The organism is Solirhodobacter sp. (assembly GCF_964715405.1).
In genome coordinates this window covers 1-20689 of sequence record NZ_CBAICG010000006.1, presented here as the reverse complement: position 1 = coordinate 20689, position 20689 = coordinate 1, and the positions used below count along the sequence as shown (strand labels likewise).

General features: G+C 68.0%; 24 protein-coding genes. 10 read left to right on the top strand and 14 right to left on the bottom strand.

What is annotated here, in order from left to right:
• Positions 1-102: 102 nt before the first annotated feature.
• From AC11WY_RS03815 to AC11WY_RS03805, 3 genes are read left to right on the top strand one after another with little or no spacing between them, the layout of a single operon-like run.
• Positions 103-573 (top strand): DUF2271 domain-containing protein, encoded by a 471-nt coding sequence (locus AC11WY_RS03815; RefSeq protein WP_482922707.1) that lies wholly within the window; start codon positions 103-105, stop codon positions 571-573.
• A gap of 14 nt (positions 574-587) precedes the next feature.
• Complete coding sequence (locus AC11WY_RS03810; protein WP_482922705.1) at positions 588-2801, top strand: PepSY domain-containing protein; 2214 nt, start codon at positions 588-590, stop codon at positions 2799-2801.
• Positions 2782-3747 carry an FAD:protein FMN transferase gene (locus AC11WY_RS03805; protein WP_482922703.1) on the top strand — a complete coding sequence of 322 codons (966 nt, stop codon included), beginning with the start codon at positions 2782-2784 and terminating at the stop codon, positions 3745-3747. Before AC11WY_RS03810 ends, AC11WY_RS03805 begins: the two co-directional genes overlap by 20 nt.
• Positions 3748-3834: 87 nt before the next feature.
• Here AC11WY_RS03805 and AC11WY_RS03800 read toward each other — a convergent pair whose 3' ends face one another.
• The 12 genes from AC11WY_RS03800 to AC11WY_RS03745 form a co-directional block, all read right to left on the bottom strand.
• The gene (locus AC11WY_RS03800) at positions 3835-4320 is read right to left on the bottom strand and encodes an RNA pyrophosphohydrolase (RefSeq protein WP_482922701.1); all 486 of its coding nucleotides are present in this window, start codon (positions 4318-4320) and stop codon (positions 3835-3837) included.
• 38 nt (positions 4321-4358) lie between these two features.
• A complete protein-coding gene (locus AC11WY_RS03795) occupies positions 4359-5741 on the bottom strand; it encodes a S41 family peptidase (protein ID WP_482922699.1) in 1383 nt (460 codons plus the stop codon).
• Between the two features lie 9 nt (positions 5742-5750).
• Positions 5751-6881, bottom strand: coding sequence for a murein hydrolase activator EnvC family protein (locus AC11WY_RS03790; protein ID WP_482922697.1), 1131 nt, complete (start codon positions 6879-6881; stop codon positions 5751-5753).
• Positions 6878-8398 carry a 2,3-bisphosphoglycerate-independent phosphoglycerate mutase gene (gpmI, locus tag AC11WY_RS03785; RefSeq protein WP_482922695.1) on the bottom strand — a complete coding sequence of 507 codons (1521 nt, stop codon included), beginning with the start codon at positions 8396-8398 and terminating at the stop codon, positions 6878-6880. Before gpmI ends, AC11WY_RS03790 begins: the two co-directional genes overlap by 4 nt.
• A gap of 30 nt (positions 8399-8428) precedes the next feature.
• On the bottom strand, positions 8429-9142 hold the full coding sequence (locus AC11WY_RS03780; protein WP_482922693.1) for a DUF2161 family putative PD-(D/E)XK-type phosphodiesterase: 714 nt from the start codon (positions 9140-9142) through the stop codon (positions 8429-8431).
• A gap of 8 nt (positions 9143-9150) precedes the next feature.
• Positions 9151-9621 carry a 23S rRNA (pseudouridine(1915)-N(3))-methyltransferase RlmH gene (rlmH, locus tag AC11WY_RS03775; protein WP_482922691.1) on the bottom strand — a complete coding sequence of 157 codons (471 nt, stop codon included), beginning with the start codon at positions 9619-9621 and terminating at the stop codon, positions 9151-9153.
• A complete protein-coding gene (gene rsfS / locus AC11WY_RS03770) occupies positions 9622-9981 on the bottom strand; it encodes a ribosome silencing factor (protein ID WP_482922689.1) in 360 nt (119 codons plus the stop codon).
• 159 nt (positions 9982-10140) lie between these two features.
• Positions 10141-10890 carry an NYN domain-containing protein gene (locus AC11WY_RS03765; RefSeq protein WP_482922687.1) on the bottom strand — a complete coding sequence of 250 codons (750 nt, stop codon included), beginning with the start codon at positions 10888-10890 and terminating at the stop codon, positions 10141-10143.
• A gap of 131 nt (positions 10891-11021) precedes the next feature.
• Positions 11022-11186 carry a DUF3309 family protein gene (locus AC11WY_RS03760; RefSeq protein WP_482922685.1) on the bottom strand — a complete coding sequence of 55 codons (165 nt, stop codon included), beginning with the start codon at positions 11184-11186 and terminating at the stop codon, positions 11022-11024.
• Positions 11187-11242: 56 nt separating this feature from the next.
• Positions 11243-11389 carry a hypothetical protein gene (locus AC11WY_RS03755; protein ID WP_482922683.1) on the bottom strand — a complete coding sequence of 49 codons (147 nt, stop codon included), beginning with the start codon at positions 11387-11389 and terminating at the stop codon, positions 11243-11245.
• A gap of 106 nt (positions 11390-11495) precedes the next feature.
• Positions 11496-11669: a CsbD family protein gene (locus tag AC11WY_RS03750; protein ID WP_482922681.1), complete on the bottom strand. Its 174-nt coding sequence runs from the start codon at positions 11667-11669 to the stop codon at positions 11496-11498.
• 258 nt (positions 11670-11927) lie between these two features.
• Positions 11928-13058 carry an S-(hydroxymethyl)glutathione dehydrogenase/class III alcohol dehydrogenase gene (locus AC11WY_RS03745; protein WP_482922679.1) on the bottom strand — a complete coding sequence of 377 codons (1131 nt, stop codon included), beginning with the start codon at positions 13056-13058 and terminating at the stop codon, positions 11928-11930.
• Positions 13059-13240: 182 nt separating this feature from the next.
• Here AC11WY_RS03745 and AC11WY_RS03740 point away from each other — a divergent pair, with 182 nt between their 5' ends.
• Entirely contained in the window at positions 13241-13516 is a 276-nt protein-coding gene (locus tag AC11WY_RS03740; RefSeq protein ID WP_482922677.1) for an I78 family peptidase inhibitor, read from the top strand.
• Here AC11WY_RS03740 and AC11WY_RS03735 read toward each other — a convergent pair whose 3' ends face one another.
• Complete coding sequence (locus AC11WY_RS03735; RefSeq protein WP_482922675.1) at positions 13517-13951, bottom strand: c-type cytochrome; 435 nt, start codon at positions 13949-13951, stop codon at positions 13517-13519.
• Between the two features lie 169 nt (positions 13952-14120).
• Here AC11WY_RS03735 and AC11WY_RS03730 point away from each other — a divergent pair, with 169 nt between their 5' ends.
• Positions 14121-15770 carry a Y-family DNA polymerase gene (locus AC11WY_RS03730; protein WP_482922673.1) on the top strand — a complete coding sequence of 550 codons (1650 nt, stop codon included), beginning with the start codon at positions 14121-14123 and terminating at the stop codon, positions 15768-15770.
• Positions 15771-15991: 221 nt separating this feature from the next.
• On the top strand, positions 15992-16339 hold the full coding sequence (locus AC11WY_RS03725; RefSeq protein WP_482922671.1) for a DUF2794 domain-containing protein: 348 nt from the start codon (positions 15992-15994) through the stop codon (positions 16337-16339).
• An 8-nt stretch (positions 16340-16347) separates the two neighbouring features.
• Here the strand turns inward: AC11WY_RS03725 and map are convergent, their stop codons facing one another.
• Positions 16348-17157 (bottom strand): type I methionyl aminopeptidase, encoded by an 810-nt coding sequence (gene map / locus AC11WY_RS03720; protein ID WP_482922669.1) that lies wholly within the window; start codon positions 17155-17157, stop codon positions 16348-16350.
• 149 nt (positions 17158-17306) lie between these two features.
• On the opposite strand from map, the gene AC11WY_RS03715 reads away from it, so the two are divergent.
• From AC11WY_RS03715 to AC11WY_RS03700, 4 genes are read left to right on the top strand one after another with little or no spacing between them, the layout of a single operon-like run.
• Positions 17307-18032, top strand: a complete 726-nt coding sequence (locus AC11WY_RS03715) for a competence/damage-inducible protein A (RefSeq protein WP_482922667.1) — start codon at positions 17307-17309, stop codon at positions 18030-18032.
• Complete coding sequence (locus tag AC11WY_RS03710) at positions 18029-18727, top strand: GNAT family N-acetyltransferase (protein ID WP_482922665.1); 699 nt, start codon at positions 18029-18031, stop codon at positions 18725-18727. The genes AC11WY_RS03715 and AC11WY_RS03710 overlap by 4 nt, the downstream gene beginning before the upstream one ends.
• Positions 18728-18747: 20 nt before the next feature.
• On the top strand, positions 18748-19320 hold the full coding sequence (locus AC11WY_RS03705; protein ID WP_482922663.1) for a peroxidase-related enzyme: 573 nt from the start codon (positions 18748-18750) through the stop codon (positions 19318-19320).
• Complete coding sequence (locus tag AC11WY_RS03700) at positions 19317-20288, top strand: OmpA family protein (RefSeq protein ID WP_482922661.1); 972 nt, start codon at positions 19317-19319, stop codon at positions 20286-20288. Before AC11WY_RS03705 ends, AC11WY_RS03700 begins: the two co-directional genes overlap by 4 nt.
• Positions 20289-20689 lie beyond the last annotated feature (401 nt).

Sequence of the window (20689 nt, the reverse complement as noted above, 5' to 3'; positions counted from 1 at the left end):
CCGATGCGAAGCTGCGGCGCAGCAAATCCGCGGATTCTGTAAGCGGGGCGTCAGCGCCGACGTGCGAGCAAGGGGCAACATCTGATCGACCGGAGTCTGCCCATGAAGAAGCTCATCCCCGCCCTGCTGCTTGTCGCCGCCCTCGCCGCGCCGCGATTCGCCCAGGCCCGCGCGGTCACGCTGACCACCACGCTGAAGAATTTCGGCGGATATAGCGCCTACGTCGTGCTTTATCTGATGGACCCGCAGGGCAAGTATGTCCGCACGCTCTGGATGGCGGGCGGGCGGTCCGGCTATTACCGCCACCTTGGCGGCTGGATGCGCGCCAGCCGGGGCGACATGAACGGGCTGGACGGCATCACAGGGGCAAGCGTGGGCGAGGGGCGGACGCTGACGGTTCACACCGACATCGCGGATGCGCTGATCGACGCGGGCTACACGATCCAGATCGACGCGGCCTCGGAAGGGATGATGGAAAGCCCGGCCGAAGTTCGCGCGCCACTGACCGCCGCCGATTCGGGCAAGGCCGTGCACGGGCGCGGCTACATCGCCAACTTCGCCTACAAGATGTGACCGGAGGTCCGCCGATGCTTCGCTCGCTTCACAAGCTGCCCGGCCTGCTGGCCGCCGTTCTCATCGTGGTGCTGGCGCTGTCGGGGGTGATCCTCTCGGTGGTGCCCGCGCTTCAGACCTTTTCCGCGCCCGAAGAGCCCGCCCTGCAGATGACGGTGGCGGACCTTGCGGCCAACGTCGCGCGGGCCGTGCCCGGCGTCAGCCGGATCAGCCGCCAGCCCTCGGGCACGATCATCGCGGATTATTCCACCGATACCGCCTCGGGCAGCGATGTGATCGACCCGGCGACCGGCACGGTGGTCGCCCCCTATGCGCCGTCGGGCTTCATCCGCTGGATGACCGATCTGCACCGCTCGCTGCTGCTGCATGACACCGGGCGGATGGCGACCGGCTTTGCCGCCTTCGCGATGATGCTGCTGTGCCTGTCGGGCGCCGTTTTGCTGGCGCGCCGGATGGGCGGCTGGGCACGGGTCTTTTCGCGCGCACGCGGCACCCTGCCGCAGCGGCTGCATGTCGAGATCGGGCGGTTTGCCATTCTGGGGCTGCTGCTGTCGGCCAGCACCGGCCTGTGGATGTCGCTGGCGAATTTCCAGATCGTGCCGAACGGGCTGGAGGCCACGGCGGCGTTCCCGGCCGCGGTTGACGGCGGCACGCCGAAACCGCTGGCCAAACTGGCCGCGTTGCAGGCGATCGCGCTGTCCGATCTGCGCAACCTGACCTTCCCGACCGACGCGGGCGATGTCTTTACCGTCGTTACCTCCTCCGGGCAGGGCTACGTCGATCAGGCCACCGGGCAGATGCTGACCTGGCTGCCGCACGGCCCGATGCGCCGGATCTACGAATGGGTCTACATGCTGCACACCGGGCAGGGCCTGTGGTCGCTGGGGATGCTGCTGGGCCTGACGGCGCTGTGCGCGCCGGTCATGGCGGGTTCGGGCGCGCTGATCTGGTGGCGCCGCCGCCGGGCGCTGCCGCGCTTCAAGCACAATCACACGGCCCATTCGGCGGATACGATCATCCTTGTCGGCAGCGATGGCAACGCCACCTGGGGGTTTGCCCGCACCCTGCACGATACGCTGACCGCGGCGGGCCACCGCGTCCACACCGGGGCGATGAACAGCCTGGGCAAGCACTACGCCCATGCGCAGCGGATGTTCATTCTGGCCTCGACGCATGGCGACGGCGCGGCTCCGGCCTCGGCCACGCAGTTCATGGCGCGGCTGGCGCAGTTGAAACAGGCACCGAAGTTTCCGGTGGCGCTGCTCGGCTTCGGCGATCGGCAGTTCCCCAAGTTCAGCCAGTTCGGCCTCGACGTGGCCGAGGCGCTGGATGCGCGGCGCTGGCATGCGATGCTGCCCTACGACACGATCGACCGGCAATCGGCGCAGGAATTCGCGCGCTGGGGACGGACCGTGGGCGCGGCGATGGGCCATGAACTGGCGCTGAACCACCAGCCCGAACGCCCGCGCAGCCGGATGCTGCAACTGGTCGAGCGGGTCGATTATGGCCTTGAGGTGCAGGCACCAACCGCCGTGCTGCGCTTTGCCGCGCCCGAGGTGCCACGGACGCTGTGGCAGCGGCTGACCGGGCAAACGGGCCTGCCGCGTTTTGATGCGGGCGATCTGGTGGGCATCCTGCCGCCGGGCAGCGACCTGCCGCGGTTCTACTCGCTCGCGTCCTCCAGCCGCGACGGGTTTCTGGAGATCTGTGTGCGCAAGCATCCGGGCGGCGAATGCTCGGGCTTCCTGCACGGCCTCGAACCCGGCGAGATGGTGGAATGCTTCGTCAAGCCCAACCCGGATTTCCGCCCCGCCCGTGGTCGCCAGCCGGTGATCCTGATCGGCGCGGGCACCGGGATCGGGCCGATGGCGGGCTTCATCCGGCGCAATGCGCGGCGGCGGCCGATGCACCTCTATTTCGGCGGGCGCGATCCGCAGTCGGATTTCCTCTACGCCGACGAGATCGAGCAATGGCTGGGCGAACGCCGCCTGACCTCGCTGACCACCGCGTTTTCGCGCATCCGCGACCGCGCCTATGTGCAGGACCGCATCGCCCAGGACGCGCAGCAGTTGCGCAAGATGATTGCGCGCGGCGCGCAGATCATGGTCTGCGGCGGGCGCGACATGGCCGAGGGGGTGATGGAGCAGTTGGAGATCGTGCTGGCACCGCTGGGCCTGACCACCGTCGCGCTGAAGGCCGAGGGGCGCTATGTCGAAGATGTCTACTGACGCGCGCCATGTGCTGAGCGGGCCCACGATGGGCACGCGCTGGTCGGTGACACTGGCCGCGCCCGCAGAGGCGGCGCCGCTGGCCGCCGCTTTGCAGGACGCGGTGGACCGGGTCGATGCGCAGATGTCGACCTGGAAGCCCGAGTCCGACCTGATGCGGCTGAACCGCGCGGCGGTGCGCATCTGGCAGACGGTGCCGCCTGAGTTGATGGCAGTGCTGCGGATGGCGCTGCGGATCGGCGAACGCTCGGGCGGGCTGTTCGACATTGGCCTGGGCGATCTGGTCAGCGCCTGGGGCTTTGGCGCGCGTGGCGGTTCCCCCGATACCGGGCTGATCGGCGCGCAGCTTGGCCGCCGGCGCCCGCCCGCCCATGAGGTGCTGGAACTGGATGCCGCAGGCCACCGGGTGCGCCGCCTTGCGCCGCTGTCGTTCGACCTGTCGGGCATCGCCAAGGGCTTTGCGGTGGATCAGATGATGCGGGTGCTGGCGGCGTTCGGCGTGACCGACGCGCTGGCCGCGCTGGATGGCGAACTGGCGGCGCGGGGCACCCGGCCCGACGGCACGCCCTGGGCGGTGGCGGTGGAGCGGCCCGACCGTGACCGCCGGGCGCCGATGGGGGTGATCGACCTGTGTGACATGGCGGTGGCGACCTCGGGCGACTACCGGCACTGGGTGACCGTGGGCAAGACGCGGCTGTCACACACGATGGACCCGCGTCTGGGTGGCCCGGTGCGCAATCGGCTGGCCTCGGTGACGGTGCTGAACCCCGCCTGCATCGAGGCGGACGCCTGGGCCACCGCGCTTTTGGTGGCGGGCGAGGATGCGGCGCCCGATCTGGCGCAGCGCAACGGGCTCGATGCGCTGTTCGTGCTGCGTGACGGGCCGGAACTGCGGCAGTTCAGCACCGGCCCGCGGCTGGGCGAGCAGCAGACGGTTCCGGCCTGAAGCGAATTGCGTTTTATCTGACACGGCGACATCAGAATTCGCCCAAGTCTTGGGGCGAATTCTGATTCAAGATGAACGCAATTCGCTCTAACCCAGCCAGGCGCGGAAGGTGCCGATCACTTCCGCGTAGACCGCGCGCTTGAACGGCACGATCGTCTCCAGCATCTCGTCGGCGCCGATCCAGCGCCATTCCGAGAACTCGGGGTGGTCGGTCGCGATGTCGATCTGGGTGTCTTGCCCGAGGAAGCGGAACAGGAACCACCGTTGGCGCTGGCCGCGGTACTTGCCCTTCCAGACCTTGCCCAGAAGCGCGGACGGCAGGTCGTAGGTAATCCAGTCGGGTGCCTCGGCCAGCCGTTCGACCAGATCGGCGGTCACCCCGGTTTCCTCCCACAACTCACGCATCGCGGCGGCGGCGGGGTCTTCGCCCTTGTCGATGCCGCCTTGTGGCATCTGCCAGGCGGGCGTGTCGCTGTCGATCCGCCGACCGGCGAAGATCAGCCCGGCAGGGTTGATCAGCATGACGCCCGCGCAGGGGCGATAGGGCAGCGTGGCGGCGGTTTCCGGGGTCATCGCATCAACGGGGCCGGGCGAACCCGGCCCTTGTCTCCTCAGTTGCCGGCCGCGGGGGCCGGCGCAGGGGCCGGTTCGGTCGGCGCCGGGGCGGTGGCGGACGTGTTCACCACCGCAAGGCCGCGCAGCAGGTCGACGGCATAGGCCAGTTGGAAATCGCTGTCGCGCAGTTTGGCGGCCTCGGCGGCGGCTTTCTGTTCGGCCTCGTACTGCTTCTTTTCGTCGTCCGTCATCGAGTCATTCGACAGAATGCCCTTCAGATCGGCCTCCGAGGTCGTCTGGTTGCTTTGCTGCGCCGCGTCCAGCGGCTTGGCGGTTTCCTGCGGCACGACGATATCGGGCGAGATGCCGAGCGCCTGGATCGAGCGGCCCGAGGGCGTGTAGTAGCGCGCCGTGGTCAGCCGCATCGCGCCGTCACCCTTGATCGGGATGATCGTCTGCACCGAGCCCTTGCCAAAGCTCTTGGTGCCGATGACGATGGCGCGGTGATGGTCCTGCAAGGCGCCGGTGACGATTTCCGAGGCCGAGGCGGATCCGCCGTTGATCAGCACCACCATCGGCTTGCCGTTGATCAGGTCGCCCGGCGTCGCGTTGAAGCGTTCGCCGTCGCCGGGGTTGCGGCCACGGGTCGAGACGATCTCGCCCTGGTCGAGGAAGGCGTCCGACACCTTGATCGCCTGGGTCAGCAACCCGCCGGGGTTGTTGCGCAGGTCGATCACCACGCCGTTGACCTTGTCGAGCCCACCGGCATCGGCCACCGCCTTCTTCAGCCCCGCGGCCATGTCGTCATAGGTCTGGTCGTTGAAGGTGGTCAGGCGCAGCACCACGGTGTTGCCCTCCAGATAGCCCTTCGCGGCGGTCAGCTTGATGGTGTCGCGCACCAGAGTGACGTCGAAGGGATCCTTCACGTCCTTGCGCAGGATCTGGATCTTGATCTCGGACCCGACCGGGCCGCGCATCATGTCCACCGCCTGGTCCAGCGTCAGGCCCATCACGGAACTGCCGTTGACCTTGATGATGTAATCGCCGGGCTGGATGCCCGCCGCCGCCGCGGGGGTGCCGTCGATCGGCGAGACCACCTTGATGTAGCCCTGATCCATCGTGACCTCGATGCCGAGGCCGCCGAACTCGCCCTTGGTCTGCACCTGCATCGCGGCGTAGTCCTTGGCGTTCATGTAGCTGGAATGCGGGTCGAGCGAGGTCAGCATGCCGTTGATCGCCGCCTCGATCAGCTTGGAGGCATCGACGGGTTCGACGTATTGCGACCGGATCCGTTCGAACACGGTGCCGAACAGGTCCAGCTCCTGATAGATCGAGGTGTCCTGCTTGGTCGTATCCGCCATCAGGGGCCCGGCGATCTGCGTTGTCACCAGCAGCCCCGCCAGCGTCCCGCCCACGGCGGCCATCACGAATTTCCTCATGGCGTCGTCCTATTCCCTTGCCTGTGCGAACCAACCTTCGGGGTCGATCGGCTTGGCTCCCTGTCTGAATTCCATATAAAGCGTTTCCGTTGCGCCAACGCCACCGCCTTCTTGAACGCTGGCCAGGAACTCGGTCGGATCGGCATCGTTTCCGCCCATCAACCCGACCGGCGTTCCCGCCGCGACGACATCACCCACGGTTCCATACACGACATCCAGCCCGGCAAGGATGATCAGATAGCCCCCGCCCGGTTCAAGGATCATCACATTTCCGTAGTCGAGCAGCGGGCCGCGGTAGCGGATCGTTGCGGCCCAGGGCGTGGTGACCAGCGCGCGCGGCCGCGTCGCGATCACCAGACCGGGCCGGGTCACCCCTGCCGCGTCGGCCTCGCCCGCGTGGTGCAGGATGGTGCCCTGCACCGGCCAGGGCAGCGTGCCCCTGGCATCGGCGAAATCGCGCGCGGGGTCGGCCTGCGCCATGCGGCGGTCCGACAGCACATCGGCAAAGTCGCCCAGCGTCTTGATGCTTTGCGCCACCTGCGCCAGTTCGGCGGGGCTTTCGGTGAAATGCTTGGGCAGGTCGGTCCGGTCCGAGATTGCCTGGCTCAGTTCAAGCCGCGCGGCCTCGACCGATTTCAGCCCGATCCGCAGCGTGTCGGCCGCCGACTGCTGCGAGGCGCGCAGGTCGGCGATGTCCTGCAACTGGCGCCGCAGCGCCTCGGCCTCGGCCTGCAGGGCCGGGGTGACGTCGGACACGATCATGCCGGAACGCACGGTGCCCAGCGGCCCGTCGGGGTTCAACAGAATCAGCGGCCCCGGCGTCCGCCCGATCGACGACAGCACCCCCAGCAGGCGCGACACGCGGTCGCGTTTCGCGTCAAGCTGGGCCTTCAGCGCATCCTCGCGGAAGGTGACGCGGCGCAATCCGTCGCGCAGCGCCGACAGCCCGGCCTCGTAGGCCTCGATGGTGGTGGTCAGCGCCGCCACGCGGTCTTTCGCGCCCTTCGCGGCATCAAGCCCGGCAATCGCTGTCTTCAAAGCCGCCGCCGCCGCCCGCGCCTGCACGGCGGCGTCATCGGCCGCGTGCAGCGGCGCGGCCGCCAGCAGCAGCGCAAGGAACGGGCCCAGGCGGCGAATCATCTGTCGATCAGGCTCTTCCCGGTCATCTCGGGCGGTGGCGTGATCTGCATCAGATCAAGCAGCGTCGGCGCCAGGTCCGCCAGCCGCCCCTTGTGCAGCCGCGCCCCCGCCGGCCCGCCGACCAGGATCACCGGCACCGGATTGGTGGTGTGCGAGGTGTGCGGCCCGCCGGTCACCGGGTCCACCATCGTTTCGCAGTTGCCGTGGTCGGCGGTGATGATCATCGCGCCACCTTCCTGCGCTAACGCCGCGACGACGCGGGTCAGCGCGCGGTCCACCGCCTCGCAGGCCAGGATCGCGGCGGGCAGGCTGCCGGTGTGGCCCACCATGTCGGGGTTGGCGAAGTTCACCACGATCAGGTCGTAGCCGCCGTGGATCGCACCCACGAGGTGGTCGGTCACCTCCACCGACGACATTTCCGGTTGCAGGTCATAGGTCGCGACCTTGGGCGAGGGTGCCATGTAGCGCGTCTCGCCGATCTCGGGCGTTTCCTTGCCGCCGTTCAGGAAGAAGGTGACGTGGGGATACTTCTCGGTCTCGGCGATGTGGAACTGGCGCAGGCCGTGGCCCGCCACCCATTCCGCCAGCGTGTTCACCACCACCTGCTTGGGGTAGGCCGCCGTCATGAAGGTGTCGTGGATGGTCGAGTAATCGACCATGCCCAGCAGCCCGGCCCAGTGCGGCCGGGGCCCGGTGTCGAAGCGGTCAAAGCCCGGCTGGCCGATCGCCAGCAGAATCTCGCGCGCGCGATCGGCGCGGAAGTTCAGGCAGAAGAACCCGTCGCCGTCCTTCGCGCCGCTGTAGCCCGCGATCACGGTGGGGGCGATGAACTCGTCGGTCTCACCCCGTTCATAGGCGGCCTTCACCGCGGCGGAGGCGTCCGGCGCGGTGTCGCCCTGCGCCCGGATCATCGCGTTGTAGGCGCTGCCCACCCGCTCCCACCGGTTGTCGCGGTCCATCGCGTAGTAGCGCCCGATCACGCTGCCGACGCGGGCGCCCTGCGGCAGCTTCGCCACGAGGTCCGCCACAAAGCCTGCGGCCGAGGTCGGCGCCACGTCGCGCCCGTCAGTGATCGCATGAACCACCACCGGCACGCCCGCGCCTGCGATGGCATTGATCGCGGCAAGAAGGTGAACGATGTGGCCATGAACCCCGCCGTTCGACACCACCCCCATCAGATGCGCGGTGCCGCCGGTCTGCTTCAGCGTGGCGATGAAGGCCAGCAGCGCGGCGTTCTTCACGAACGACCCGTCCTCGATCGCCAGGTCGATCTGGCCAAGGTCCATCGCCACCACCCGGCCCGCGCCGATGTTCATGTGGCCAACTTCCGAATTGCCCATCTGCCCGGTCGGCAGACCGACATCGGGGCCGCAGGTGATCAGCGTCGCATTCGGGCAGGTCGCCATCAGCCGGTCGAAGGTGGGCGTGTCGGCGAGGTAGGGCGCATTGGCCGAAGTGTCCGGGTTCAGCCCCCAGCCGTCGAGGATGCAAAGGACGACGGGCTTGGGATGGGGCATCTGGGCGCTCCTGTGCTGCGTGTGGCGTTTCTACGCCGGGTCGTGCGGCAGGGCAACCGACGGTGTCGCGATCACCCCAAGCGTGGCCCGGTGCTCGTCCGTCATCGCTGCCGCGCCCAGCGGGGTCAGGGCATAGGTGCCGCGCGCGACCCGCTCGAACCAGCCGTAATGGTCATCGCGCATCAGGGTCGCCGCCCGCGCGACACCGCTGGCCCCGGCGACCGCCGCCGCGCGCAGCGGGCCGGTGGTTTCCAGCACCATCGCGCAGCGCAGCGCATCCTGCCGGTAGGCGGTCATCCGCTTCACGCCGGTGACGCCGCCCAGGTTGGGGTCGCCCACGCGGCGGTCGAATTCGCGCAGCAGGCGGGTGGCTTGCCGGGCGTTCTTGCGCGGGGCGTAGGGGCCGGGGTCCAGATGCGCCTCGACTCCCGCGCCTGTGCCGGTTTGAACCGCCAGCAGGCCGAGGCCAAGGCGGCGGCAAAGCCCGATGATATCGCGGTAGCGCAGCTTCCAGCCCCGATCCGACGAGATCGGCACCGCAAGGTAGACACGGTCGAACACGCCCTGCCGCGCGACGCCCTGCATCACCAGCGCCAGCGAAAAGGTCAGCTTCATCTCGACGATGACCGGCGGCTCGTCGCCGCGCCGGGCCATCAGGTCGCAGGCGCCGATCTCGGCCTTCACCTCATAGCCCTGCGCTTCGAGGTAGGTCTTCAGCGGCGCGTAAAGGTCACTTTCCTTCATCGCTGGCCTCAGGCGCGGTGATAGGGGCTGCCCGACAGGATCGAGGCGGCGCGGTAAAGCTGTTCGGCCAGCATCGCGCGGGCCAGCATGTGCGGCCAGACCATCTTGCCGAACGACAGCGCAAACCCCGCTCTGGCGCGCAGCTCGGGGGCAATGCCATCGGCGCCGCCGATGACGAAGGCCGCATCCTGCCGCCCGGCATCGCGCCAGCGCGCCAGTTCGGCGGCGAACTCGGGCGAGGTCATCACACGCCCGCGTTCATCCAGCACGGCCAGCAACGCGCCCGCGGGCACCGCGCGCTCCAGCAACTCGGCCTCGGCCGCCATGCCGCCGCCCTTGCGGTCTTCCACCTCGACGACCGATGCCGGGCCAAGCCCCAAGGGCCGCCCGGTCCGGTCGAACCGCGTCAGATAATCGTCGATCAACGCACGTTCCGGGCCGACACGCAGCCGCCCCACGGCGCAGATGTGCACCCGCATTCAGGCCAGCGTGGCACGCGGGCTGGGCATCCACATCTTTTCAAGCTGGTAGAACTCGCGCACCTCGGGGCGGAAGACATGGACGATGACGTCGCCCGTGTCGATCAGCACCCAGTCGCCGGTTTCCTTGCCCTCGATCTTCGAGTTGCAACCGGCTTCGGTCTTCAGCCGGTCGACGAGCTTGTCGGCGATGGCGCTGACCTGGCGGGTGGACCGCCCGGAGCAGACGACCATGTAATCGGCGACATCCGAGCGACCGCGCAGGTCGATCGTCACCACGTCTTCCGCCTTGTCATCGTCGAGAGAGGCGAGGATGCGATCCAAGAGCTCCTGACTGGAGGGGGATTCGCTGCGCGCCATCACTGGCGCCCTCGGTGCGGCATTTGTGCCTGCTGCGGGCATTGTCTGAGACAGGACATCGTCCTCCGTCGTGCGCACCGTCTGAACCCCGGCGCTGGGCAACCGCCAATATAGCACCGCGGCCGCGAAATCTCAATGCGCCGCGACGCAGCGGCAGAGTCACGCCTTGTCGCGCACCAGAAGGTGGTTGCCGCTGCCCTGTTTCACCTCGAACCGCCCGGTCTTGCGGATCAGGTCGCTGAGCTTGGCGCTGCCATAGGTGCGGGCGTCGAACTCGGGGTTGGCCTGGGTGATGTACTGCCCGATCTGGCCGAGCGAATACCACTCGTCATCGCCGCCAATCGCCCGCATCGCCCCGATAATCAGCGGAATCGCCTTGTGCGGCTGCTCTTTCTTCAGGGCGGGCTCGGCGCGCGGCGCATCCCTGGCGCCCGCGTCCTTTGCTTCGTGCTCTTCGGTGTCGGGCGGGGCCATCAGGTTCTCGACGAAGATGAACCGCTTGCAGGCCTTGCGGAACGCCTCGGGGGTCTTGTGCTGGCCGATGCCGTAGACATCCAGCCCCTGTTCGCGCACACGGCTGGCAAGGCGGGTGAAGTCGCTGTCGGACGAGACCAGCACGAAGCCGTCGAATCGACCCGAGTGCAACAGGTCCATCGCGTCGATCACCAGCGCGATGTCGGACGCGTTCTTGCCCACCGTGTTCATCGGCGAGTGGTGCGGCACCAGACCAAGGTTGGCCAGCTTGTCCGACCAGCCCTTCAGCGCGGTCCGCGAGAAGTCGCCGTAGATGCGCCGCACCGAGGCCTCGCCCAGTGACGCGATCTCCTCGAAGATCGCCTCGGCCCATTGCGGGCTGGAATTGTCGGCGTCGATCAGCACGGCCAGAAGGGGGATGCCGGCGCGGGCCATCAGTTCCGGCCTTTGGGGGTGGGCAGCATGGCGCGAGGCTCCTTTTTCCCTGCCCTCTAGCATGGCGGCAGGGGGCAGCGAAAGGGGCGGATCGGGGGCGCCCCCCTACGCTGGGCGACGCCCCCGCTCGCTCAGAGTCTGCCGGTCAGGGCCAAGATGATGACAACGATCAGGATCACCCCGATCACGCCGACGCCGGCGTGGCCATAGCCGTAGCCGTAGCCGCCGAACTGGCCGCTGAAGCCGCCCAGCAGGAAGATGACAAGGATGATGGCAAGTATGGTTCCGAGAGACATGGATTATTACTCCTCATTGGACGGGATTGCCGCCGCAGCGCGCCAGAACCGGCGCGCTACTTCGTTTTGATGGAAATGCCCTGATCCCCGACATCAATGTGAAGGCCGGGTTGCTGCTGCTGTTCCTTGTAGTGCTGGTATGCCAGCGCCGCGGCGACAACGGCCAGCGCTCCGATAACCAGGTATAAGACGTTGCGATTCATGGAATTGTCGCCCTTTGTCGGTGTCGGTCGCACGTCGACCGCGGATGCGGGGCAAAACGGGTGAACCCGTAGCCTCGAAGCAGGATGGCCACGGTAAGCCCGCAGCCTACTTGCCCTTGAGCGTGTCCTTCAACCCGCCGATGGCGTTCTGAACCTTGCCCTCGTAGATCTCGGCCTTGCCTTCGGTTTCGAGCTTTGCGTCACCGACGGCCTTGCCGACGGCGGTCTTGACCTTGCCGGCAACGACTTTCGCCGATCCCGTGATCCGATCCTTGTCCATGATTCATTCTCCTGCAAACGCTTTGCGCACGTCAGAAACATGACGATGGCAAAGTGTGCGTCAGACGCCGGATGCGCGCGCTGATCCAGATCAATCGAATAGCGCGGGATTTTGCCGCGCGCCGGGGCCCATATCGCCTGGGGAGCACGGCATTGCGCCAAGCCAGCGGCGGCGCTGACGATGAGGTGCAATGCCGCGCCGCGCGTCCGGATCATCCGATCCGGAGCCGGGTCGGCGGTCAGGTTCGTGACGCCGCCCTCAATACAGCACCACGCTGCGGATGCTCTCGCCCGAGTGCATCAGGTCGAAGCCGCGGTTGATGTCTTCCAGCCGCAACAGGTGGGTGATCATCGGGTCGATCTCGATCTTGCCCTCCATGTACCAGTCGACGATCTTCGGCACGTCGGTGCGACCGCGCGCGCCACCAAAGGCGGTGCCCTTCCAGACCCGCCCGGTGACCAACTGGAACGGCCGCGTCTGGATCTCGGCCCCCGCGGGCGCCACGCCGATCACCACCGACACGCCCCAGCCGCGGTGGGTGCATTCCAGCGCCTGCCGCATCACGGTGACGTTGCCGGTGCAGTCGAAGGAATAATCCGCCCCGCCGATCTGGTCGAAGGGGGTTTTCGTCAGATTGACGAGGTAGGGCACCAGATCGCCGCCAACCTCCTTGGGGTTGACGAAGTGGGTCATGCCGAAGCGTTCGCCCCAGGCCTTGCGGTCGTTGTTGATGTCCACCCCGATGATCATGTCGGCGCCCGCCAGCCGCAGGCCCTGGATCACGTTCAGCCCGATCCCGCCGAGGCCGAACACCACCGCCTTGGCGCCGATCTCGACCTTGGCGGTGTTGATCACCGCGCCGACGCCGGTGGTGACGCCGCAGCCGATGTAGCAGATCTTGTCGAACGGCGCGTCCTCGCGCACCTTCGCCACCGCAATCTCCGGCAGCACGGTGAAGTTGGAAAACGTCGAGCAGCCCATGTAATGCAGGATCGGGTCGCCATCGAGGGTGCTGAACCGGCTGGTGCCATCGGGCATCAGGCCCTTGCCCTGCGTGCCCCGGATCGCGGTGCAGAGGTTGGTCTTGCGGCTGAGGCACGAGGGGCACTCGCGGCATTCGGGGGTGTAGAGCGGGATGACATGGTCGCCCGGCTTGACGCTTTTCACGCCGGGGCCGACCTCGACCACGATGCCCGCGCCCTCGTGGCCCAGAATGGCGGGGAACATGCCTTCGGGATCGGCGCCCGACAGGGTGAATTCGTCGGTGTGGCAGATGCCGGTCGCCTTGATCTCGACCATCACCTCGCCGGCCTTCGGGCCGTCGAGGTTCACCTCCATGATCTCGAGCGGTTTTCCGGCTTGAACGGCGACGGCGGCACGGGTGCGCATGATGATCCTCCCTCAGCTTTGCATCGGCAGACTGCGGCAAAGCCGGTGGCGATGCAACTGCCGGGGTCGCTCTCGGTGTCGTGATCGTGTTGGCGGCGGTTCCCCTCCGGCCGCAGGATACTGAGGGCTTGCGGCTGCCGTGGCGGCAGTGGAAACTGCGCACGGTTTCAGGGAGACGACCGATGACACCGATCCGCTTTGCCATCGCCCTTGCGCTGAGTGTTGCCGCGCAGGCCGCAGTTGCCGACACGACGCAGACCCCGACACCCGACTCCTGCGGGATGTCGGCGCTGAAGCCGCTGGTCGGGCAGCCCTTCGGGGTGATCGACCCGATGGCCGTGACGGGCCCGATCCGCGTCCTTTACCCCGGCGACACGGCGCCGACGGACAGCAATTCGCTCCGCACGATCATTCAGGTGGATAAATACGACAGAATTGCAAAGCTGAGCTGCGGCTGATCAGTTGCGGTAGGTGGTGTGGCAGGTCTTGCAGGCCTGCGCCACCTGCCCGAGGCTGGCCTTGAGCTGATCCTGCGTGTCGGTGTCGATCAATTCCACCACCATGCGCGCGGCGTTGGCCGTCTTGGTGAAATCGTCCCACTGGGTCCAGATCACCGGCAGCGCATCGCTGGCCGGGTCCATGTCGTGGCCCTTGAAGAGGTCGGGGATCTTCTTTGACGCGGCCAGCACTTCGGCCTTGGCGGCCTCGGCATCGCCCGCGCTGAAATCCATCTTGCCCCCCGCCATGTTGGTCAGAAGCTTCATGTTCTGCGCCATCGTGTCCATCGTGTCCATGCGCAGCTTCACGCCGGGATCCTTCACCCCCTCCTTGGCGAGCGCGAGCCCCGCGACCAGCATCAGACTCAGGGCGAGGGTGTTTGCGATCGGTTTCAACGGGATGCCTCCAGGCGGTTGCGGTGACGGGACTATAGCCACGGCCGGGGGAGCGGGAAGGGCCGCCGCCGTCGCAGGCGGAAGGGGTCACGCGAATGTCATCGCGGGGCTGCGGACTCGACTCGGGGCCGGGGGCGGCCTAGATTTGGAACGAAAGAAGAACATTGCCGTGCCCCATCGTCGCGTCCTCTCGCTCTGGTTTCCCCGCCTTGCCGCCGAGCGTCTGCTGCGGCGGGACCGTTCGGCCTTGCCGGGGCCGCTGGCCGTGGTGGCCGAGGCGGGCAACCTGCACACGCTCGCCTCGCTGTCGGCGGCAGCCGAGGCGGCGGGGCTGACCCCCGGCCAGCCGCTGCGCGATGCGCTGGCGATGTGCCCGGCGCTGGTGACGCGGCCCGCCGACCCGGTGGCCGAGGCGGCGTTTCTGGCGGGCCTCCGGCGCTGGGCGGGCAAGTTCTCGCCCTGGGTCGCCGAGGAACCGCCCGCGGGCCTGCTGATCGACCTGACCGGCTGCGCGCATCTCTTTGGCGGCGAGGCGGCGCTGATGGCCGAGGCGGCGCAGGACTGTGCCGACCTTGGCCTGTCGGTGCGGATGGGCCTCGCCGATACGCCGGGTGCGGCCTGGGCGCTGGCGCGTTATGCCGGGCGCACGCCGGGGGTGCCGCGGTCGGGCGATGCGATCGAGCAGGAGGCGCGCGCCACCCGCGCCCGGGCGGCGAAGCGGCGGCACTGGGAACGCGGCGGGGCGCCGCCCGCGCTGGCCGAACCGCCCGCGCCGCAGGGCCGCATCGCGCCGCCGGGGCAGACGCGGGCGGCGTTGGCACCGCTACCGATTTCCGCGCTGCGGCTGCCGCCCGACACGGTGGTGGCGCTGGCCAAGCTGGGCCTGCGGCGGATCGAGGATATCCTCGGCCTGCCGCGCGCGCCGCTGTCGCGCCGATTCGGGCTGGAGGTGGTGCGGCGGCTGGATCAGGCGCTGGGGGTGGAGACCGAGCCGGTTTCGCCCGCCCGTCCACCCTTTGCCTTTGCCGTGCGGCTGACCTTCCCCGACCCGATCGGGCTGCGCGACGACATTCTGGCCGGGATCGACCGGCTGCTGCCGGTGCTGGCGGCCAAGCTGGCCGCCAAGGGCCGCGGCGCGCGGCGGGTGCGGTTGCAGGCGTTCCGCAACGATCACCGGGTCGAGATGGTCGAGGTCGGCCTGGCCCGCCCCTCGGCCGAGGCCGACCGGCTGCGCCCGCTTCTGGTGATGAAGGTGGAGGAGATCGACCCCGGCCTGGGCATCGACACCCTGCGGCTGGAGGCGATCGTCACCGAGCCCGTGCACGCCCGCCAGCACCGCGGCCACCTTGACGCGGCGGCGGCGGCGATGAGCGGCGCGGATACCGCGCTGGACGACCTGATCGCCCGGCTGGGCGCCCGGATCGGGCTGGAGGCGATCATCCGCCATCATCCGGGCGACAGCCACATCCCGGAAAAGGCGGCGCAGGTGCTGGCGGCGGCCTGGTCGGAACCCGCGCGCCACTGGCCTGCGCCGCCGGTGCCGCGGCCGCTGCTGATGATCCCGCCCGAGGCCGTGACCGCGCCCGAGGGTGCGGCGCCGCCGGACCGCTTCCGCTGGCGGCGGCGCGATTTCACCGTGACCGCTGCGACCGGGCCGGAACGCATCGCGCCGGAATGGTGGCTGGACGATCCCGGCTGGCGATCCGGCCCGCGCGACTACTGGCGGGTGGAAACCGGGTCGGGCGAGCGGTTGTGGCTTTATCACGCGCATGGCGGCGAGGTGTCGGGCGGCTGGTTCTGCCACGGCGAATTCGCCTGAGAAACCGAAAAAGCCCCCGACCCGAAGGGCGGAGGCTTTCCCGTTCAGAACCCCGGTGCCGCAACTGGGTGGGGGCTGTTACTGTGGCACCGGGTGAGCGTTTCTCGCTATGCCCTCTGTATGGCGGTGGAAACGGGCGGAATTGCGGGGCGGGCAAGGCGCTTTTGCGGCACCCGCCCGCCCCGCTTGATTTGTGACCGAGCCGGGGGCACTCTGTCACCATGACGGTTCAGACGCCGACGTTCTTGACCCCGCACACCGCCGTGCCCGAACAGGTCGCGTTCGACCGGCGCGAGCTTGGCGCGATTCTGACCGTCTATGGCCGCATGGTCGCCGCGGGCGAATGGCGCGACTACGGCATTTCTTGCCTGCGCGAGGTGGCGGTGTTCTCGGTGTTCCGGCGCACGGCGGAAAATCCGCTTTACCGGATCGAGAAGCGGCCGAAGCTGCGCGCCAAGCAGGGCATCTATGCGGTGATCGCGCAGGATGGTCAGGTGCTGCGCCGGGGCCATGATCTGGCGCAGGTGCTGCGGGTGCTGGAGCGCAAGCTGATCCGGCCGGTGGAGTAGGGCGCGCCTTAGCACCAGGTCGGGTGGAACTTCCCCGCCGGGGACAGCGTGAAGATCTCGCAGCCCGTGGCGGTGACGCCCACCGAATGCTCGAACTGCGCCGACAGCGACTTGTCGCGCGTCACGGCGGTCCAGTCGTCGGCGAGCACCTTGGTTTCGGGGCGGCCGAGGTTCACCATCGGCTCGATGGTGAAGATCATGCCTTCCTCCAGCACCGCGCCGGTGCCCGCGCGGCCGTAGTGCAGCACGTTCGGCGGGGCGTGGAAGACGCGCCCCAGGCCGTGGCCGCAGAAGTCGCGCACCACGCTCATCCGGTTGGCCTCGACGAAGGTCTGGATCGCGTAACCGATGTCGCCGAAGGTATTGCCGGGCTGCACCGCCTCGATGCCCTTGAACAGCGCGTCATGGGTGACCTGGATCAACCGCTCGGCCTTCCGGTTCAGCGCACCCGCGGCATACATCCGGCTGGTGTCGCCGAACCAGCCGTCGAGGATCACCGTCACGTCGATGTTCAGGATGTCACCATCCTTCAGCACCTTCGGCCCCGGAATGCCGTGGCAGACAACGTGGTTCACCGAGATGCAGGAGGCGTGCTTGTAGCCCTTGTAGCCGATCGTCGCCGAGACGGCGCCAAGTTCGGTGACGCGCTGCTCGATGAAGGCGTCCAGCGCCTCGGTGGTGACGCCGACCTGCACCAGGGGCGCAACCTCATCCAGGATGCGCGCCGCCAGTTGCCCTGCTGCGTGCATCCCGGCGAAATCCTCCGCCTCGTATATCCGTATGCCATCCCGCGTGATGCGGCCCCGCGTCTCGTCCACCTCGGGTCTCTCGCTTGTCCTTGTTCCGGCTTCTAGATAGTCAACCTGCGCCGGATTGGCCAGAGCCGCGGGGCAGGCTGTTGCGCAGGGGTTTGAAAGCGCCCGCGCCGGAGCCTATACCCCGGCAGAAGCCATCACGGAGAGCCGCCATGCCGAATCCCACCGCCGCGATGCTGGTCATCGGCGATGAAATCCTGTCGGGTCGCACCCGCGATTCGAACATGCACCATCTGGCGGGGGAACTGACCCGCCATGGCATCGTGCTGAAAGAGGCGCGCGTGGTGGCCGACGATCCCGACGCGATCATTGCGGCGGTGAACGCGCTGCGGGCGGCCCATGACGAGGTCTTCACCTCGGGCGGCATCGGGCCGACGCATGACGACATCACCGCCGAGGCGATCGCGGCAGCCTTCAGTGTGCCGATCAGCGTACGCGACGATGCCCGCGCGATCCTTGCCGCGCATTACGCCCGCAGCGGAACCGAGTTGAACGAGGCCCGGCTGCGCATGGCCCGTATCCCCGAGGGGGCCCGCCTGATCGACAACCCGATCAGCCGCGCGCCGGGGTTTTCGCTAGGGAATGTGCATGTGATGGCGGGCGTGCCCAACATCTTCGAGGCGATGCTGGCCTCGGTGCTGCCGACGCTGACCGGGGGCGACCCGCTGTTGTCGCAAAGCCTGCGGGTGATGCGGGGCGAGGGCGAGATTGCCAAACCGCTGGCCGATCTGGCGGCGGAGTTCGCCGATCTGTCGTTCGGCTCTTATCCGTTCGTGAAGGATGGCGCCTATGGCACCAACCTTGTGGTGCGGGGCACCGATGCGGCGCGGCTGGATGCGGCAATGATCCGGCTGGCGGCCGCGGTGGCCCCGGCATGACCCTGCTCGCGGTGCTGGACGCGACCTGGCCCGCTGCCGCGCTGCACCGTGCCGGGCCGTGGCTGATCCGTGAAGGGCAGGGTGGCGGCAAGCGCGTCTCGGCCGCGACGGCGGAGGGGGCGGTGACGGCCGATGATGTGGTGACGATGGAGGCGGCGCAGGCGGCGCTGGGCCAGACGCCGCTGGTGATGATCCGCGACGGCGAGGCTGCGCTGGATGCGCTGCTGGCGGCGAAAGGGTACCGGATCGTCGATCCGGTGGTGGCCTATGCCGCGCCGGTGGCGACGCTCACGGGCGCGTTGCCGCATCTTGCCGCCTTCACGATCTGGCCGCCGCTGGCGATTCAGCGCGAGATCTGGGCGACGGGCGGCGTCGGACCGGGGCGGCTGGCTGTGATGGACAGGGTGGCGGGGCCGAAAACGACGCTCTTCGCCCGTGTCAGCGACAAACCGGCGGGCACGGGTTTCGTGGCGATCCACGGCGACACCGCGATGGCCCATGCGCTGGAGGTGCTGCCCGCGCTGCGTCGGCAGAAAGCCGCCGCCCACATGCTGCGCGCCGCCGCGAACTGGGCGCAAGCGGCGGGGGCCACGACGTTTTCACTGGTTGTGACCGAAGCCAACGCCGGCGCGCGCGCGCTCTATGCTTCCCTCGGCATGGCGGTTGTGGGACACTACCACTACCGGATGAAATGAGCCGCAAGAGGTTGGCGCCGTTGACCAAAGACCCCCTTCCGACCGCGCTGAACCTGCCGATGGCCGATCCGCTGCCCGAGGCGACGGCAAAGTATTTCGCGATCTGCGAGGACAAGCTGGGCATGGTGCCCAATGTCTTGCGCGCCTATGCCTTTGACATTGCCAAGCTGAACGCCTTCACCGCGATGTATAATGACCTGATGCTGGCTGACAGCGGGCTGACGAAACTGGAGCGCGAGATGATCGCGGTGGTGGTCTCGTCGATCAATCGCTGCTGGTATTGTCAGGTCGCCCACGGGGCGGCGGTGCGGTCCTTGTCGGGCGATCCGAAGCTGGGCGAAGCGATGGTGATGAACTACCGCGCCGCGCCGCTGTCACCGCGTCAGCGCGCGATGCTGGATTTCGCGGCCAAGCTGACCGAGACGCCCGCGAAGATGGATGAACCCGACCGCGCCGCCCTGCGCGCCGAGGGCTTCAGCGACCGCGACATCTGGGACATCGGCGCGGTGGCCGGGTTCTACAACATGACCAACCGGCTGGCTTCGGCCACCGACATGCAGCCGAACGACGCCTATCACGGGCAGGCCCGGTGACATTTCGGGCCAGTCTTGCCCTGCTGCTGGCGCTGGGCCCGGTGGGCGCACAGGCGGTGACGCTGGATTTTCCGCCGCCCGCCGTGGCGGCGTTCCGGCATGACGAGGCGCTGGGCAGCTACGCGATGCCGATCGGCCCCTGGACCGACGGGCATATCCCCACGCTGGCGGTGCAAGGGCCGCTGCACCGCATCGCCTGGCGGCTGGGTAACGGCACGCTGACGACGCTGCAAATCCTCGCGCCGTTGCGGGACCAACTGACGGCGGATGGCTTTCAGGTGCTGTTCGATTGCGCCACCGACGGCTGCGGCGGCTTCGATTTCCGCTATGGCACCACCGTGCTGCCGGAACCCGAAATGCACGTAGACCTTGGCGATTACCGTTTTCTGTCGGCCGAACGGCAAGGGCAGGACGGGTTGGAATACGTCACGCTGCTGGTCAGCCGCAGTTCGGATGCGGGCTTCGTGCAGGTCACGCAGGTCGGCGGCGTTCCGGAGCCCGCCGCCGCGCCGCCACCGGAACCGGTCGCCACGTTGGCCCCAGCGACCCCAACCCCTGCGACGCCAGCGCCTGAGGCATCGGCCCCGCAGGACGATCTGATCGCGCGGCTGACGGCCAGTGGATCGGTCGCGCTGGACGATCTGCAATTCACCAGCGGCTCGTCCGATCTGGCGCCCGGCACCTACGCCTCGCTTGCCGCGCTGGCGGCCTGGTTGAAGGCCGATCCGACGCGCAACGTGGCGCTGGTGGGCCATACCGATGCCGCGGGGTCGCTCGACAGCAACATCGCGCTGTCGAAAAAGCGCGCCGCCTCGGTCGTCGACCGGCTGGTGCAAAGCTACGGCGTTCCCCGCACGCAGCTTGATCCCGAAGGGGTGGGCTACCTCGCGCCCCGCGCCTCGAACCAGACCGAGGCGGGGCGCACGCAAAACAGAAGGGTCGAGGTGGTGATCACCTCGACCCAGTAGCAATGCCGAAGAAATTTCAATTTCATTGACTCCCTGAGACGGCAAATCCGATAACTCATCATGGATGGGTCGTATGGAGATGATGCCGAGGGAATTCAATAATCCCAGCGGAGATCGCAGCCTCTCATGAATGAGGGTGTCTTTCTAAAATTCGCCGATGTGCAGTTTTGTCGCGATGTCACGAGTCGCCAACTGAAGTCTTGTCCTACCCACTTTGAGGCCGATGGTCCGGCGCGAGACGGAAGGGTTAGGTGTTCCATCCCTGATGATCACATAGACCCTCGGCGATCTTCATTTTTCATGGCAAGATCGATCCTGAGGGACATTCGAAGCGGGGTGCGGGCATGCTGATCCATCTTCACAAGCAGGCAACGACGACGCCAAAGGTGCGGGCTGCGATT

Excerpts from the sequence above, each read along its gene's own strand:
- AC11WY_RS03815 (WP_482922707.1), top strand. The coding sequence starts at position 103 with ATGAAGAAGCTCATCCCCGCCCTGCTGCTTGTCGCCGCCCTCGCCGCG.
- AC11WY_RS03810 (WP_482922705.1), top strand. The coding sequence starts at position 588 with ATGCTTCGCTCGCTTCACAAGCTGCCCGGCCTGCTGGCCGCCGTTCTC.
- AC11WY_RS03805 (WP_482922703.1), top strand. The coding sequence starts at position 2,782 with ATGTCGAAGATGTCTACTGACGCGCGCCATGTGCTGAGCGGGCCCACG.
- AC11WY_RS03800 (WP_482922701.1), bottom strand. The coding sequence starts at position 4,320 with ATGACCCCGGAAACCGCCGCCACGCTGCCCTATCGCCCCTGCGCGGGC.
- AC11WY_RS03795 (WP_482922699.1), bottom strand. The coding sequence starts at position 5,741 with ATGAGGAAATTCGTGATGGCCGCCGTGGGCGGGACGCTGGCGGGGCTG.
- AC11WY_RS03790 (WP_482922697.1), bottom strand. The coding sequence starts at position 6,881 with ATGATTCGCCGCCTGGGCCCGTTCCTTGCGCTGCTGCTGGCGGCCGCG.
- gpmI (WP_482922695.1), bottom strand. The coding sequence starts at position 8,398 with ATGCCCCATCCCAAGCCCGTCGTCCTTTGCATCCTCGACGGCTGGGGG.
- AC11WY_RS03780 (WP_482922693.1), bottom strand. The coding sequence starts at position 9,142 with ATGAAGGAAAGTGACCTTTACGCGCCGCTGAAGACCTACCTCGAAGCG.
- rlmH (WP_482922691.1), bottom strand. The coding sequence starts at position 9,621 with ATGCGGGTGCACATCTGCGCCGTGGGGCGGCTGCGTGTCGGCCCGGAA.
- rsfS (WP_482922689.1), bottom strand. The coding sequence starts at position 9,981 with ATGGCGCGCAGCGAATCCCCCTCCAGTCAGGAGCTCTTGGATCGCATC.
- AC11WY_RS03765 (WP_482922687.1), bottom strand. The coding sequence starts at position 10,890 with ATGGCCCGCGCCGGCATCCCCCTTCTGGCCGTGCTGATCGACGCCGAC.
- AC11WY_RS03760 (WP_482922685.1), bottom strand. The coding sequence starts at position 11,186 with ATGTCTCTCGGAACCATACTTGCCATCATCCTTGTCATCTTCCTGCTG.
- AC11WY_RS03755 (WP_482922683.1), bottom strand. The coding sequence starts at position 11,389 with ATGAATCGCAACGTCTTATACCTGGTTATCGGAGCGCTGGCCGTTGTC.
- AC11WY_RS03750 (WP_482922681.1), bottom strand. The coding sequence starts at position 11,669 with ATGGACAAGGATCGGATCACGGGATCGGCGAAAGTCGTTGCCGGCAAG.
- AC11WY_RS03745 (WP_482922679.1), bottom strand. The coding sequence starts at position 13,058 with ATGCGCACCCGTGCCGCCGTCGCCGTTCAAGCCGGAAAACCGCTCGAG.
- AC11WY_RS03740 (WP_482922677.1), top strand. The coding sequence starts at position 13,241 with ATGACACCGATCCGCTTTGCCATCGCCCTTGCGCTGAGTGTTGCCGCG.
- AC11WY_RS03725 (WP_482922671.1), top strand. The coding sequence starts at position 15,992 with ATGACGGTTCAGACGCCGACGTTCTTGACCCCGCACACCGCCGTGCCC.
- AC11WY_RS03715 (WP_482922667.1), top strand. The coding sequence starts at position 17,307 with ATGCCGAATCCCACCGCCGCGATGCTGGTCATCGGCGATGAAATCCTG.
- AC11WY_RS03710 (WP_482922665.1), top strand. The coding sequence starts at position 18,029 with ATGACCCTGCTCGCGGTGCTGGACGCGACCTGGCCCGCTGCCGCGCTG.